The 14,974-nt window shown below is 37.5% G+C and carries 14 protein-coding genes; all 14 read right to left on the bottom strand.

The window, feature by feature from the left end:
* Positions 1–66: 66 nt before the first annotated feature.
* Positions 67–1,710, bottom strand: a complete 1,644-nt coding sequence (locus tag BFM98_RS16430; RefSeq protein ID WP_066037931.1) for a DUF4179 domain-containing protein — start codon at positions 1,708–1,710, stop codon at positions 67–69.
* A complete protein-coding gene (locus BFM98_RS16425; protein ID WP_066037930.1) occupies positions 1,697–2,230 on the bottom strand; it encodes an RNA polymerase sigma factor in 534 nt (177 codons plus the stop codon). The genes BFM98_RS16430 and BFM98_RS16425 overlap by 14 nt, the downstream gene beginning before the upstream one ends.
* A 257-nt stretch (positions 2,231–2,487) precedes the next feature.
* On the bottom strand, positions 2,488–2,724 hold the full coding sequence (locus BFM98_RS16420) for a small acid-soluble spore protein Tlp (protein WP_066037929.1): 237 nt from the start codon (positions 2,722–2,724) through the stop codon (positions 2,488–2,490).
* 153 nt (positions 2,725–2,877) lie between these two features.
* Positions 2,878–4,089 (bottom strand): MFS transporter, encoded by a 1,212-nt coding sequence (locus tag BFM98_RS16415; protein WP_066037928.1) that lies wholly within the window; start codon positions 4,087–4,089, stop codon positions 2,878–2,880.
* A 141-nt stretch (positions 4,090–4,230) separates the two neighbouring features.
* Positions 4,231–5,229: a LacI family DNA-binding transcriptional regulator gene (locus tag BFM98_RS16410; protein WP_054549715.1), complete on the bottom strand. Its 999-nt coding sequence runs from the start codon at positions 5,227–5,229 to the stop codon at positions 4,231–4,233.
* 74 nt (positions 5,230–5,303) lie between these two features.
* Positions 5,304–6,302 carry an ureidoglycolate dehydrogenase gene (gene allD / locus BFM98_RS16405; protein ID WP_066037927.1) on the bottom strand — a complete coding sequence of 333 codons (999 nt, stop codon included), beginning with the start codon at positions 6,300–6,302 and terminating at the stop codon, positions 5,304–5,306.
* A gap of 15 nt (positions 6,303–6,317) precedes the next feature.
* The gene (locus BFM98_RS16400) at positions 6,318–7,325 is read right to left on the bottom strand and encodes a zinc-binding alcohol dehydrogenase family protein (protein WP_066037926.1); all 1,008 of its coding nucleotides are present in this window, start codon (positions 7,323–7,325) and stop codon (positions 6,318–6,320) included.
* On the bottom strand, positions 7,313–8,578 hold the full coding sequence (locus BFM98_RS16395) for a mannitol dehydrogenase family protein (protein WP_066037925.1): 1,266 nt from the start codon (positions 8,576–8,578) through the stop codon (positions 7,313–7,315). The genes BFM98_RS16400 and BFM98_RS16395 overlap by 13 nt, the downstream gene beginning before the upstream one ends.
* 12 nt (positions 8,579–8,590) lie before the next feature.
* A complete protein-coding gene (locus BFM98_RS16390) occupies positions 8,591–10,090 on the bottom strand; it encodes a UxaA family hydrolase (protein ID WP_066037924.1) in 1,500 nt (499 codons plus the stop codon).
* A 21-nt stretch (positions 10,091–10,111) separates the two neighbouring features.
* Complete coding sequence (locus BFM98_RS16385) at positions 10,112–11,377, bottom strand: MFS transporter (RefSeq protein WP_048393958.1); 1,266 nt, start codon at positions 11,375–11,377, stop codon at positions 10,112–10,114.
* A 36-nt stretch (positions 11,378–11,413) separates the two neighbouring features.
* On the bottom strand, positions 11,414–12,247 hold the full coding sequence (locus tag BFM98_RS16380; RefSeq protein WP_066037923.1) for an SDR family oxidoreductase: 834 nt from the start codon (positions 12,245–12,247) through the stop codon (positions 11,414–11,416).
* A complete protein-coding gene (locus BFM98_RS16375) occupies positions 12,240–13,262 on the bottom strand; it encodes a zinc-binding alcohol dehydrogenase family protein (protein ID WP_048393955.1) in 1,023 nt (340 codons plus the stop codon). Before BFM98_RS16375 ends, BFM98_RS16380 begins: the two co-directional genes overlap by 8 nt.
* 9 nt (positions 13,263–13,271) lie before the next feature.
* Complete coding sequence (gene uxuA, locus BFM98_RS16370; RefSeq protein ID WP_048393954.1) at positions 13,272–14,336, bottom strand: mannonate dehydratase; 1,065 nt, start codon at positions 14,334–14,336, stop codon at positions 13,272–13,274.
* A gap of 13 nt (positions 14,337–14,349) precedes the next feature.
* On the bottom strand, positions 14,350–14,970 hold the full coding sequence (locus BFM98_RS16365; protein WP_066037922.1) for a bifunctional 2-keto-4-hydroxyglutarate aldolase/2-keto-3-deoxy-6-phosphogluconate aldolase: 621 nt from the start codon (positions 14,968–14,970) through the stop codon (positions 14,350–14,352).
* Positions 14,971–14,974: the final 4 nt, after the last annotated feature.

The raw sequence follows: 14,974 nt of genomic DNA, 5'->3' as shown, positions 1-14,974 counted from the left end.
TCTTTATAACAGAAATCCCCATCTATTTGAATAGTGAGAATCAAATAGATGGGGCTGCTAATACTGTTATTTTCCAAATGTAAGTGGTATACGAAGCTCTGCATCTGGATAATTCGTAGTATATTTCCAAATATAAATATCAAGATCTTTATCTTTAAAATTCTTATACTCATCCATCTGCTTATTATTTTCATCACCAAGTATGCGAGTCATCATAGGCATTCCATAATTTCGCTCTTTATGATCTAGATAATAAGTCTGAGAGACACCACCAAATGTAGGTTCAGTGCTAAAGGATTCCACATAGAGATTGCTATCTTTCTTATAGTAAGTCCATGTAATTGAATACTCTCCAATCGTAGATGTCTTACTTTGAGGTGTATCTGATATATCAGTCAAATGAATCGGTTGCTCGTCACCGTCTTTTATATCAACACGATGTTTAGCTACCAATGCCACAGATTGATTCGCTAACGAGGTCACATCCACTCCAGTCAATTCAAAACGAAGTTCGGTTTTATAAGGCTCATTTTCTATATCCCATCTACCTCCATCCAAAAGTACGCCACCAATATCCAGCTGATAGTCCATGTAAGGAATATGTGCATATTTTTCCTTATGGGTCAGTATTAAACGTACCTGTGTTGGAGTAACTTTCATTTCATGAATTACTATTCCATTAGATGCATTTTCTAAAGGAATATTGACGACTTTTTTAAATGATCCCTTGTTTAATTGTTCTTTGGATAAATTCATCTCTATATTCCAATTATCCTTTGCGATATTTAATGTATGTTCATAAGTTAGTTGGAACTTTGTATCCTTCGCTCGTAAGCTGTCTGAAGTGAAAATTTGCTGACTAAAGTATTCACCAGTTGCACCAGGAGTTCCAAAAACAGGTGTTTCCGCTTCTTTAATAGTCTGATTTTTATCATCTAGCGCCTTAATTCGTACCCATTTGTTCTTCATTTCAGAATCTGTAAATTGAACCGCTGATTGAAGCATTACTTTCCCGTCTGATTGTTCAAAGGTTTGTAGAATTACATTGTCAATTCCATCCTTTTGAATGGTGAAATTCTGCGTATGAGAGTCATTAGGGTTGTAATTAATAGGCAGTTCTTTATCACCAATAGAATGAATATTCTTCATTAAAAATTTAATGTCTGACTTCTGATTATCTGCCACCCAGTCTGTCTCAAAATACCCTTGGAAAAGACCAAGATCTTCATTCCAGCGATGTGAGTAATTCCCTTGAATAAAATCACCATTAGAATCTTGAAGTCCGATTTGATCAAAACTCACATTCATCCCAACCCAAGTGGCATCAGGTTTCAAACTATATAAAAGAAAGGTTCTGTTATCATCGATAAACGCCGTATGTACGGTCAACGTAAACCCATCCTTCGTAACAGATTTCTCAATTGTCTGCCCTAAGCCCTGATCTAATGCAGACTGAATACCAGCTCTATAAGATAGAATAGTTGACCAATCATAGTTCAGTGCTGCATAGACAGGTGTAGCCATTAGAGCAACAGCTAATCCTGCGACCAAAACAAATCTCTTCCTTTTTCGAGGTAGAAGTTCGATCGGTTCATTTACCATTTTTAGTTCATCCTGCTGGATACCATTCCACATTTGTTCAAAGTCAGGATACTTCATGTTATGGTCTGCGTTCATCTCTTTTTTCAATTTCTTTTCAATGCGTTCCAAATTGATTCTCTCCCTTCAACCATAAATTTTGATTTTTTTCTAGTTTTTTGCGCATGATTTTCAATGCCTTATGGAGTCTCGATTTCACTGTTCCCACTGGAATCTTTAGGGTTTCCGCAATTTCCACTAATGATAGCTCACCAATGTAGCGGAGGGTGACAACAGCCATTAACTTTTCTGGTAGCTGTCTGAGTAGTGCCTCCCACTCCTCCTCAGCTGCCTTCTCCAGTACAATGGTGTCTACAGATTTAACTGATGCCGTAGTTTGCTCCTGTAGCAACTGTACCTGACTCACTTTTTTTAACTGAGCCTGCTTTCTTTTAAGCAAATTTAAACATTGATTCATCGCAATTCGTAAAATCCAAGCACGTGTATGCTCTACACTTCTCCAATCCTGACGAAAGACGGTGACAAATACATCATGGCAGAGATCTTCCGCATCTTGGGCATTCCGTAGCATGTAATAACAGGTACGGTAAACATCTTTGTTGTATGAATCGAATAATTCACGTTCTGTCAATCCAAGGCACTCCTTTCTGATGGTTCTACGTTATAAACAAATGACTACTAGAAAAGGTTCATTTTTTTAAGAAATTCATATACGTACTTTTTTAATTTAGTGTTTATGTAAAAAGATCGGTTAACATGTGCAAAATAAAAACAGATGGCAATATAGAGGTCCATTATGGAACATCTAATCCATCTGTTTTTGCCTATCGGGTAATGGTGAATATAGGAAATACCACGAATCACATTTGATTCTTCTAGAAACTAATTTTAAACTTCACCTTTTTTTCGTGCTGTCATTTCATCTTTCATTTCATCTTTTAAAGCTTCAATTGACTGTTTACGTCGCTTATTTTTTTCCTTTAGCCTGTTACTTTCTAGAGGATCTGCAAATTCCATACTAATTTCTGCTTCCTGCACTTTCTCCTCAGTATTTTTAACAATATCACGAATGCGTTCAACATTATTGGAGCGATCATCTGGTTTTCGATGTCTTGAATTAGCCATGTTAACCTCCTCAAATTATGACATAAGGTTATTTTGGAATGATTTTATCATTATATGAGTGCTAACTTTTACTAAAATAACATCCTTTAAGCGCTATCTATCCAATAATTCTACCTTCATTAGAAGCAATTAAGTTTCCACCTGACAGGATTTTTAGACAATCTCTTCCTTCAAACCTTCATAGGCAGATTTTGAATGCATAAATACATATAAAACTAGGGAGAGGAAAATAGCTACAATTCCAAAGACAATACAGACCATTTGTAGGGAGAGCCATTCCGCTAGCAACCCTAAGGCTAACGTAAAGACAATCTGTAGCACATTAATAACCATCGTTGAAACACTACCAAAACGGCCCATAATTGATGTCGGTACACTTATTTGATAAAAGGTGCTATAGCCCGCATTACAAAATGACATACATACTCCTAATGCTATAAAGCTAATAATCGCCATTGTCACATTCGGTGAAGAGTAAAACAATGTATAGCAAAGTGTGGTCAAAAGCAGACCATAGACAATATATTGTCTTGTTGAAAATCTTTTAGCATAGCGAGCAGCCATTGCTCCTCCAATAATAGCCCCAATTCCAGCGATACTAACGATGACACCATATAGACTATCTGAAGCTTGAAGGTTTTGTTTAATAAATGTAGCTTCCTGTGAATCTAATGCAAAGGCAATCATCAATGCACCTTGAAAATAAAGAAATACTTTGGCAAAGACTTGCTCCTTTTTTATATAAGCGTAGACAATACCATAATCCTCTTTTAGCATCCTCCAAGTAATGGGTTTTCGGTGCATGTCCTGATGATCTTCTACTGCGGGAAGCCTAAAAATTGAGAGTGCACAGATAAAGAACGTCAAAGCATTAAACCAAAACGCTATAGAAATATTTGAAATGGCAATGATAAACCCAGCCAATGCTGGCCCAATTAAAAATGAGCCTGAGCTAAACATTCCTAATATTGCATTAAAGGATTGTTTATCCTCATCTGGTATATATTTCGAAATATAATAGGTACTACTTGGCCCAAAAAAGCTACTTGCTATATTAGATAAAAATAAAACACAATAGATGAGCCAAATAGAGGACGTAAAAGGTAACAATAAAATCAATATGCCACGAATAATATCACTATAAATCATTAATTTTTGTTTATTCGATCGATCAATGATGGAGCCTGCAAAAAAGCTTGTTAAAATTCGAGCAATCGGTCCTACAATAAATATACTCGCCATAGCAGTAGGCGATTCTGTTAAATGCCAAACTAATAAATTGAGCGCAACTAGATTCACCCAATTTCCTAAATACGAGAAACCAAAGCCAAATAGAATGAGCCAATACTTCCTAGCAATGCTCATAATCCCCTTTCTATCACCAAAATGAATGATTGGTCTTTTTTGACATAAAAGTATTCCTTTAGATAATCATATCTATCGATGAATAGCTGTGCAACTAAAAATAGCAACCCTTAGCTAAATTCATAGCTTTGGGTTGCCTTTTTAGTTAGTTGAATCTCGATCGATTAATATCGGTTTGAAGCGATATAGTTTTTGGTCATCAGCTAGATGCTCTTTTTTAATTTTTGCTAAGAGCAATGATGCCGCTTTCTGTGCCATTGGTAAAATGGGCTGTTGCAATGTTGTAATGGAAGGTGTTAAAAAATTGGCATATGGTACATCATCCACAGCAATTACTTGTACATCATTAGGCACATGTAAGTTTCTTTTTTTAATATAAAGCATTAATTCTTGGAAAATACGATCATTTGCCGCAATGATTCCTCTTGGTGGTTGCTCCAATGTAAATAATTGATTAAAAATCTCTGTCATCTGAGCGGGCTCACCATTTTTTATATAGCGCTCATCGATCAACAGATTCCTATTTCTGAGCGCTTGACGAAATCCTTCTAAACGTTCGACACGAGGAGTAATCGGTAAGGCTAAAGAAGTAGTGATAATGGCTATTGGTTGCTTTCGAAATGTCTCCACTGCCGTATCCATGGCAGAAAAATTATCAAGCAATACAGCAGGAATATCTACTCCCTCAATAAAACGGTCAATAAAAACGATTGGCATTGCTTGTTGATGAAGTCTTATGTAGAGATTTTTGTTTTCTCCTGTTGGAAAAACGATTAAGCCATCCACCTGTTTTTCTAGTAAAGTTTCGATATGCTTTTTCTCTTTTTTAGGGTTATCCGCTGAGTTACACACAATCATATGAAAGCCTTCTTTATCGAACTCTGCTTCCAATGCATTTATTATTTTTGTTGAAAAGTCATGGATAATATTCGCCACAATAATACCAATTGTAAAGGTAGATTTCTGTTTTAAGCTACGAGCCATTAAATTCGGACGATATTGCAATGCTTCAATAGCCTCTTCAATTTTCTTACGAGTCTCTGCACTCATATATTCATATCGCTTATTCAAATATTGCGATACTGTACTATTCGAAACATTTGCATATTGTGCAACATCGGCAATTGTTGTTTTTTTCACTAAAATCAATCTCCTACCTATAATATGAAAACTCTCCTTGGTATTATGTAGCATAGCATACTTTACTGGTTAAATTAACTAGTCAAATAGTTATATACTTGTTCAGGTAAGTCAATGCCCTTATCCATTGTTTCCACACTACGTATCTGTTCAATTTCACCAGGCACTAGTACCTGATCAAAATTTGGTGCTGTTGGCGCATCATGTAATTCATTTATCATTTGCGAGATATTTGCTTTGAATTGATCTACATCTCCAAAAATATTTGGATCTAATACATATAAATATTGTCCTAGATTACGTTTCTGTTCGTAATCACCATACATTTTTGAAATGTGAGGACCAAAAGCTGCACTTGCTAAAATTCCAGAAAGAACATCTACTACAAGTGCCATACCATATCCTTTTGGCCCTGCAAACGGTGTTAAAGATTTTACTTGGTGTGGGTCTGTAGTTGGTGCTCCTTGTGCATCAACTCCCCATGTATTTGGAATTGTCTCCCCTTTTTCACGTGCATATAGAATTTTCCCTAGCGCTACATTGCTTGTTGCCATGTCCAAAATAATCGGTTTATCGTTGGTTGGAAAACCGTAAGCAATTGGATTCGTACCAAAGTAAGGCTCTTTTCCGCCAAAAGGAACAACTGCGGAGTCCGTTTGAGAGCACATAATAGCAATTAAATTTTCACTCGTGGCTTGTTCAAGAAAATAGCCGAGTGCCCCACAATGGCTACTCTCTTGAATAATCGTTGTACATGAGCCATGTTCCTTAGCCACTTTAATGGTTTCATCCATAGCTTCCTTACAAATGACATGCCCAAAGCCATTATCCCCCTTAAAAAGAAGGTGATTTGTGCCTCTTTTTTCTACTGAAAAATGAGGGTTTTTCGTTATTCCACCTGCCTGTAAACGTGTTATATAATGCTCCACGCGCATAACACCGTGAGAACTGACACCACGTAAATCGGCATAAATCAAAACATCTGCTACTTGCGCTGCTGTTTCAGCTTCAACACCTTCAGTTGTGAATTTTTGAACTACTATTTTTTTTAATGCTGGTACAGAAATATTCATTGAAAATCCTCCCCATTATTTAAAATAGATTTGTGCTTTATTTGTGTTGTATTGTTTTGCCTCAAAGTAAGAAATAGCTTCATCGAATGCAATATGCTTCGTAACATAGCCTTTCTTTATAGCTCCTGACTGCATGTAGTTCATAACCGTCTCAAAATCTTCTAACGTAGCATTACGGCTGCTCTTCAATGTTAATTCCTTTGAATGAAATTCAGGATCATTAAATGTAATGGTTTTCTTCATTAAACCAATAAACACTAATGTGCCACTATTTTCTACGTATTGAAATGAGGATTCCATTGATTGTTGATTGCCTGTTGCATCAAAGACAACTGTAGGAAGTTCACCATTAAATTTTTCATGTAACTGCGCCATTATGTCATGGCTACCAACAATCACACCATCCGCTTCCGACCATGCCTGTCCTTCTTTTAAACGTTCTTCGTTCAAATCCATTAATACTGTTTTTGCACCGCGTAACTTAGCAAAACGTGCTGCTCCTAATCCAATTGGCCCTGCACCGATAACAAGTACTGTATCATTTTCTGTTAGTTCCGAACGACGTACTGCATGGGCACCAATAGCTAATGGTTCCACAATGGCTAATTGGTCACCTGACACAGCATTATCAGTAATTACAATACTGTCATCAACTACGATATATTCGCCCATACCACCATCCATATGTACACCTAATACTTTCAAAAATTTACAGCAGTTTGTTTGACCTCGACGACATGCAACACACTCTCCACAATGGATGTATGGAATAACTGTTGCACGATCTCCTACTTGGATGTCCTTAACTGCTTCACCGACTTCTTCCACGATAGCAGCTAGTTCGTGGCCTAACACTCGTGGATAACTAAAGAATGGTTGTTCACCTGCAAAAGCATGTGTGTCTGTTCCACATACACCAATATGCGTGATTTTTAATAAAACATCATGACTTCCTTCAATACTAGGCTTGTCTACTTCACGTTCCACCATTTGAAACGGTTCATTAATGATTAATTGTCGCATGCTATTGCCTCCAATAAACTAGTAATTGTAGATAATTGCTGAATAACCTCTACTGCATCACACTGGAAATTTTGTTCGATAAATTGTTGCATTGGCTCTGACTGACCTTGTTCAAAATAGTTATGGATTTCAGTCAGTTTTTCAATAATTTGATCAGATTCACGCACGGAAAAGCGTGTTGGATTCATTGCATATATCCCTATTGCTAAAGCTTGATAGTATATTTCTGTTTCAGCGTAAGGGGCAATACGTGTTTGCCACTTGGATAACTCATTTAATTGAATATCATATAGCTGATGCTCAATAAATGGGTTTAAAAAACGTTCAAAGACATCTTGCTGATAGTGCTCATCCACTTGGAAGCGTTGGGTAAAATCGTTTGTTACTTTTTCAATAAAGGCTCGAACACCTGCATGTGAAAATGCCTCTCTTACAGTTTTATAGTTAAAAATCTTGCCGAATGCTGAAAGCAAAATATGACTACCATTTAAAATGGCAACTTTGCGTTTTCGATACATGTCTAAATCATCAAAGACAAAAGGGAAATCATGACTTGTTGGCCAATGTTTAAATGGCTCTTTTTGGTCAATTATAAATAAGAAATACGGTTCACAAACTGTGTAAAGGGCATCCTCCCCCTGATAATCCTGTGGATAACCTGTTACAATACGGTCTACAAGTGTATTACAAAAAGTTAACGTAGCAAGCCAATCATTAAATGCTGTAGGCAACTTCCAGTCTTTAGCATGCTGTAGACAAATTGTTTTTAATGTAGAGCCATTCTGTTCTATTAATTCCAAAGGCACAATTGCCACTTGTTTTTCACCTTGAAAATGTTTGTAATATTGTTCTAGAAAGACGGTTAACTTTGCTGCATAGCTTGTTGGACAAGCCGTAGGATAAGGAATATTTTCATAATAAATCCCTGCCTCTGTTGTATTAGACACAATCATTTCTAATGTCTCAGACTGTGCGTATTGTAAAAATGTAGGCCAGTTCTCATATGGAAGAATAGTATCTTGAATAATCTTAACAGTGGTTTCTTCTTCTACGACCTCACCGTTTTTTAGCCCACGTTCCATCACAGTGAATTGCAGCTGTTGTTCTTCTAGCAGTTTAACTGTTTTTCCTCTTGCTGTTGCTGCGACAGAAACAATACTGCAAGGGACTTGTAGTTTTTCAACTGCTAGGTCAAAAAAGCCTCTGATAAAATTCCCATCACCTATTTGCATAATTTTAATAGGATGTTTCATGTCATTTATCTCCTACATCGTCACGCCATCTTTAAAAATGGCGATTTCTTTGAATCCATATTTCTCATTATTCGTTTGCACTTCACCTGAAGCTAGCGCTACTATATAATCCATAAATTCATCGACTAATACATCCATTGGCTTCCCATCCACTAACTGCCCTGCGTTAAAGTCAATCCAATTTTTTTTTCGTTCATAAAGTGGTGTGTTTGTTGAAATTTTGACTGTTGGTGTAGGTCCTCCAAAGGGTGTTCCCCTACCAGTTGAGAAAAGGACGATTTGGCAGCCTGTTGAGGCCAGTGCTGTTGTTGAAACAAGATCATTTCCTGGACCGTTTAGTAAATGTAGCCCCTTTGTTGTCATACGTTCGCCATAATCAAGCACTTCTTTTACCTCTTGAAAACCCCCTTTTTGTATACAGCCAAGTGATTTTTCTTCCAATGTTGTTATTCCACCCGCTTTATTTCCTGGAGAGGGATTTTCATAGACAGGTTGATTATATTTCATAAAATACTGTTTAAAGTCATTTACTAAATGCACAATATCCTCAAAAACAGAGGCATCTTTTGCACGTTCCATTAAAATTTGTTCAGCACCAAACATCTCTGGAACTTCCGTTAACACCGTTGCACCTCCAGCTGAGATCAACTGGTCAGAAAATACACCAATCATCGGATTAGCGGTAATGCCAGAGAAACCATCACTACCACCACATTTCAAACCAATTTTCAGTTCTGAAATAGGTAATGTTTGTCTGTCAAATGTCGTCACATAGTCAAAGGCTTTTTCAAGCAGTTGTTGACCCTCTTCCATTTCATCTGCTGATTCTTGAACATTTAAAAAGGAAACGCGTTGTTCATCATAATGACCAATTGTTTTCTTAAAGAGCTCAATATAATTGTTCTCACATCCTAGCCCTAATACAATGACTGCCCCTGCATTAGGGTGATGAATTAAATTAGCTAAGATTTTTTGTGTATACGTTAAATCATCACCAAGTTGTGAGCAACCATATGGATGAGCGAAATGCTGTACACCATCAAAATTGTCAGCCTTCAATAATTGGTTGCCTAACTTCGCCAAGTTTTCAGCTACTTTGTTAATACATCCAACCGTATTAATAATCCAAATTTCATTTCGTACACCAGCCTGACCATCTTTTCTACGATACCCCTTGAACGTGCGCTGTGCATGACGAGACTCGGCTACGGTATGTGTTTTTGGATTAAATTCATAGCTTAATTCACCCGATAAATTGGTTTTCATGTTATGGGAATGAACCCAGCTACCTGCTAGGATTTCTTCTGTCGCATGACCAATTGAAAAACCATATTTCGTGATGTGTGCATCTTTAGAAAGAGTCTTGATGGCGATCTTATGCCCACGTAGTACTTGTTGCTGTAACGTTATTTCCTTTCCATCCAATGGAAGTAAAAAGCCTTGAGGAAGATCACTCAAGGCTATGGCAACATTGTCCATCGGATGAATTTTAATAACTGATTGATTGTTCATTTGAATCCATCCTTTCTATTTTTAAGCTAATTCTTTATGAACAATTGGTGTAACAAATTTAATAACTGCTAATGAAGCGATGACCGCTAAGCCACCTGCAAGTAGGAAAGCTGCGGAGAATGTTCCTGTTCTGTCTACTAGGAAACCTGTTAAAGTTGGCCCAATAATACCAGCTGTGTTTGCAAGGAAGTGCATAAAGCCGCCAACAGATCCAACATACTTAGATTCCACCACATCATTAATGATTGCCCAGTAAATAGCCCCTGTTAAATATAAGAAGAAAACAGAGGTAGCAACAAGCGCAACAGCACTAACTGTTGTTGTTACAATACCTGCACAGCCAATCGATACAGCTGCTAAGAATAAACATGTCACTAGAACGACTTTACGAGAGAATAAAACTCCCTTACGCATAAAGCGTTTGTAAATGAAATCTGAGACAATTCCACTCAATGCTAAACCTAGGAATCCTAAAATCCACGGAATAACCGTTACAATACTCATATCTTTTACAGCCATTCCACGAGCTTCTACTAGATAGCTTGGGAACCAAGTTAAGAAAAAGAATAGGATATAGTTATAGGCAAAGAACGAAAAAGCAGTAAATAATACTGTTGGTTGTTTTAAATAATAAGATAGACCACGACTATGATTGATATCTTCTGCTGCAATCTCTAAGTTTGCCATTGATTCTACACTGTCTTCTTTGTTTGGCTTTTCTTTCACCACTTTAAACCATACGATTGCCCAAATAAATCCAAGGATCATGATCGCAATAAATGAATATTTCCATCCATATGCTAATGCAATATAACCAACGATTGGACCTGCGATTGCACCACCAAGTGGCGTACCACTATTGGCTAGCCCTACTACAGAGGCACGTTTATCCGCAGGAAACCAGTTATTCACCATTTTATTTATGGTTGATGACAATGGCCCTTCCGCCATACCAAATACAATACGAACAATAATCAACGATGCGAACCCAACGACTAAAACCATTGCTCCACTAAATAAAGACCATACAATCATTGCTACAAATAGCGTTAACTTGGCACCAAATTTATCGGAAGCCATTCCACCTAAGAAGTTAAAAATGGCATACCCAACAGAGAAGCTACTAAAGATAATCCCTAATTGGGTTGACGTTAGATGAATATCTTCTTGAATAAATGGTGCTGCAATTGATAGTGCTGAACGATCTAAATAGTTAATGACACCCGCTAAAAATAGCATGACAATTACAACCGTTTTGCCGTCTCCAAAAATACCTTGTTGTTTCATATCATTCACCCCTAAATTTGAAATAAATCCCCTTTGTTAAACGCCTGAATAAGCCATAAATCCACCATCAACAGGAATTGTTACGCCAGTGACAAATGCTGAGTATGTATCATCAGCTAAAAATAATAAAGTTCCTAATAAATCTTGTGGTTTTCCAAAACGCTTTTGTGGTGTAGCTGCAATGATTTTTTCTGAACGTGCAGTTAATGAACCATCTTCTGTTAGCAATAAATTACGGTTTTGTTCGGTAATAAAAAATCCAGGTGCAATGGCATTAACACGTAAACCTGCTTCTGCAAAATGCACCGCCATCCATTGCGTAAAGTTATTAATCGCTGCCTTTGCCGCGCTATATGCAGGCACTTTTGTCATAGGGGCATAGGAGCTCATGGATGAAATATTAATAATTGTGCCCTTCGTTCTCAGCAATGCTTCACTAAAAACTTGGGCAGCCAAAAATGTTCCTGTAAAATTATTCGAGAATACGCTTTCAAAACCACTTGGTGTTAATTCAAAGAAATTTGGTGTAGTCGATTGTTCTTTATATACTTCATCAGCCGTAATGGCATCTGGATGATTGCCGCCCGCTCCATTAATCAGTACATCAATTTGACCATATTGCTGTAAAATTGCTTGTCTCGCTGCTATTAACGACTCTTTGTTTAAAACATCCACAGAAAAATTAATTGCTTCTCCGCCATTTTCTGTAATCGATCGGACGACTGCTTCTCCTTTTTGCGCTGTACGATTTAAAATAGCAACTCGCATACCTTGCCTAGCCAATTCCATTGCCATCTCTGAGCAAAGAACACCACTACCACCCGTTACAACAGCCACTTTATTTTGCAATGCTTCATGCACCTTACTCACCTACTTTTAAAATAACTTTACGTACTTCATTTTGGTTTTTTTCTATATATTCAAATGCTTCTTTTGCTTCATGTAATGAGAAAGTATGTGTAATTAAACCTTGATGCTGTAGTTTTCCAGCATCAACAAGCTTCACTACATTTTCAAATTGGAATGTTTGTAAACGTGAGCCTTTTATCGATAATTCCTTTTTCGTAATTGGTAGTGGGGCAAGCTCAATGGCTTCCTCTCCAAAGCTAAGGACTACTACTCTCCCAGCAACTGAAACAGCATCGATAGATTGCTTAAATGTTAGTGGAATACAAACTGCATCAATAGATACATTGACACCTACTCCATCTGTCCATTGGTTAACAGCCTCTAATAAATCTTGCTCGTTTACATTAACAACTACATCTGCACCAAGTTCTTTTGCAAATGAGAGCTTTGCTGGATCCAGATCAGAAATCATCACGCGTGCATCTATTAATTTAGCCATCTTTAAAATACAAATGCCAATCGGTCCGGCCCCTTGAATCAATAGTGTTTCACCAGCCTGTAATTCACCACGATATACTGCCTGCGCGCCAATTGTATAAGGTTCAATTAAGACTGCCTCTTCTAAAGAGGTGTGGTCTGCTACTTTATGCAATTGCTTTTCAGCTACAACAAAACGCTCACGCATGCCTCCATCTTCATGAACACCAAAAACAGAAAGTTGTTCGCAGACATTTGGTTGTCCTTTACGGCAAGCATAGCACTCACCACAATAACGAATTGGTTCGACAACAACCTTGTCACCAGCTTTTAAACCTTGTACGTCTTGACCAACCTCTAACACTCGGCCAGCAACTTCATGCCCAGGTACACGAGGCAATGTCGCTAATGGATTCGAACCATGATAAATATGCATGTCTGAGCCACAAATACCAACATATTCTGTTTGAACAAGGACATCTGTTGACTTTGTTATTACTGGTTCTGCTACGTCAATTAAAGCCATTTCAAAAGGTTTGATTACTTGTAGTGCTTTCATACATGTCACCTATTTCTTCAGATTTTCATAAGCATCCCAAAGTCCATTTAAATACATAATGCCAAGTGCTCGATCATATAAGCCGTAGCCTGGACGACATTGTTCTCCCCAAATATGACGACCATGATCTGGACGTACATAACCTTCATAGTTTTGGTCATTTAATGCACGGACAATATTTTTAATATCGATTGAGCCATCCGATGTAAAATGCGATGTTTCAAAGAAACTACCATTTTCCATAATCTTGACATTGCGGATATGAGCAAACGGAGCACGATATGCATATTTTTCAGCGATGGCTACCATATCATTTTGTGGGTCTGCTCCCATTGAACCTGAGCAGAACGTAAAGCCATTTGCCATGGAATCAGAGATTTTAATTAATTTTTCATAGCTTTCTGCTCCTGTAATAATGCGAGGTAAGCCAAAGATGGTATATGGTGGATCATCTGGATGAATTGCCATTTGAATACCTACCTCTTCCGCAACTGGTAAAATGGCTTGTAAAAAGTAAGCTAAGTTGTCCCAAAGTTTGGCTTCATCTACTTCTTTGTACTGTTCAAATAAATCTGAGAGTCGAGCTAATCGTTCTGGTTCCCATCCTGGAAGGGTTAAATCTGAAGAAGCGCTTACTTCATTCACTAGTTCTTGTGGATCTAAGTTCATGACCTTTTCCTTATCAAAATAGAGAGCCGTTGAGCCATCTTCTAATGGATGGAATAAATCTGTACGTGTCCAATCAAATACGGGCATGAAGTTATAGCAAATAACTTTGACACCCACTTCACCAAGGTTGCGAATAGATTGTTTATAGTTTTCTATATATTGATCACGTGTTGACAATCCTAATTTAATATCTTCATGGACATTGACACTTTCCACGACATCTGTATGGAATCCGAACGATTGAATATAGTCAACTTCATCTTGAATAGCCTCTTTAGTCCACACCTCTCCTGCTGGTAGGTGATGGAGTGCCCAAACAATACCTTTTACATTTGGTATTTGCTTCACATCTTCTAATTTCACTGTATCATTGCCACGACCATACCATCTAAATGTCATATTCATACGTCATTACCTCCTAGTTTGATAGATTTTCGATATATGCTTTGGCACGTTCCACTACACCTGCATAGCCATCTTTTACAAATGCTTTATTTAAATCACTTCCAATCCCCACTGCAACCGCGCCTGCTTCTAACCATTCATTCATATTAGCCAAACCAACACCACCTGTAGGCATAATTGTGATATGTGGTAGAGGCCCTTTAACGGCTTTAATAAAGTTTGGTTCAAATTGATTTCCCGGGAATAGTTTAATAATGTCACTTCCACCTTCAAGTGCTGTCACCATTTCTGTAATGGTCATACAGCCTGGTAAATATGGAATGCTATAGCGATTGCAAAGCCTTGCAATTGCAGCGTTGTAGCTTGGACTAACAACAAATTTAGCACCGTTTAAAATCGCGTGGCGTGCAGTTTCAACATCCAATACTGTGCCAGCTCCAATTATTGCATCGCTATTGCGTAATGCTTTAAAAGTTTCTTCAACAAAAGGCGTTGTATACGTTATTTCAATTGCTCGAATACCACCTGAGATAGCACCTTTTGAAATTTCCGTCGCTTCTTCAGGTGAATTCCCACGAATAACAGCTACAATTTTCGCATCTGACAACGCTTTCAAAATTTCGATTTTTTGCATTCCT

Origin of the sequence: Lysinibacillus sp. AR18-8, from assembly GCF_001705465.1 — a bacterium.
In the GTDB taxonomy this organism is placed as follows: domain Bacteria; phylum Bacillota; class Bacilli; order Bacillales_A; family Planococcaceae; genus Lysinibacillus; species Lysinibacillus capsici.
Note: the sequence above shows the minus strand (reverse complement) of the source record. Positions and strands in the feature narration are given on the sequence as shown.

Excerpts from the sequence above, each read along its gene's own strand:
- BFM98_RS16420 (WP_066037929.1), bottom strand. The coding sequence starts at position 2,724 with ATGGCTAATTCAAGACATCGAAAACCAGATGATCGCTCCAATAATGTT.
- BFM98_RS16415 (WP_066037928.1), bottom strand. The coding sequence starts at position 4,089 with ATGAGCATTGCTAGGAAGTATTGGCTCATTCTATTTGGCTTTGGTTTC.
- allD (WP_066037927.1), bottom strand. The coding sequence starts at position 6,302 with ATGAATATTTCTGTACCAGCATTAAAAAAAATAGTAGTTCAAAAATTC.
- BFM98_RS16400 (WP_066037926.1), bottom strand. The coding sequence starts at position 7,325 with ATGCGACAATTAATCATTAATGAACCGTTTCAAATGGTGGAACGTGAA.
- BFM98_RS16395 (WP_066037925.1), bottom strand. The coding sequence starts at position 8,578 with ATGAAACATCCTATTAAAATTATGCAAATAGGTGATGGGAATTTTATC.
- BFM98_RS16390 (WP_066037924.1), bottom strand. The coding sequence starts at position 10,090 with ATGAACAATCAATCAGTTATTAAAATTCATCCGATGGACAATGTTGCC.
- BFM98_RS16385 (WP_048393958.1), bottom strand. The coding sequence starts at position 11,377 with ATGAAACAACAAGGTATTTTTGGAGACGGCAAAACGGTTGTAATTGTC.
- BFM98_RS16375 (WP_048393955.1), bottom strand. The coding sequence starts at position 13,262 with ATGAAAGCACTACAAGTAATCAAACCTTTTGAAATGGCTTTAATTGAC.
- uxuA (WP_048393954.1), bottom strand. The coding sequence starts at position 14,336 with ATGAATATGACATTTAGATGGTATGGTCGTGGCAATGATACAGTGAAA.
- BFM98_RS16365 (WP_066037922.1), bottom strand. The coding sequence starts at position 14,970 with ATGCAAAAAATCGAAATTTTGAAAGCGTTGTCAGATGCGAAAATTGTA.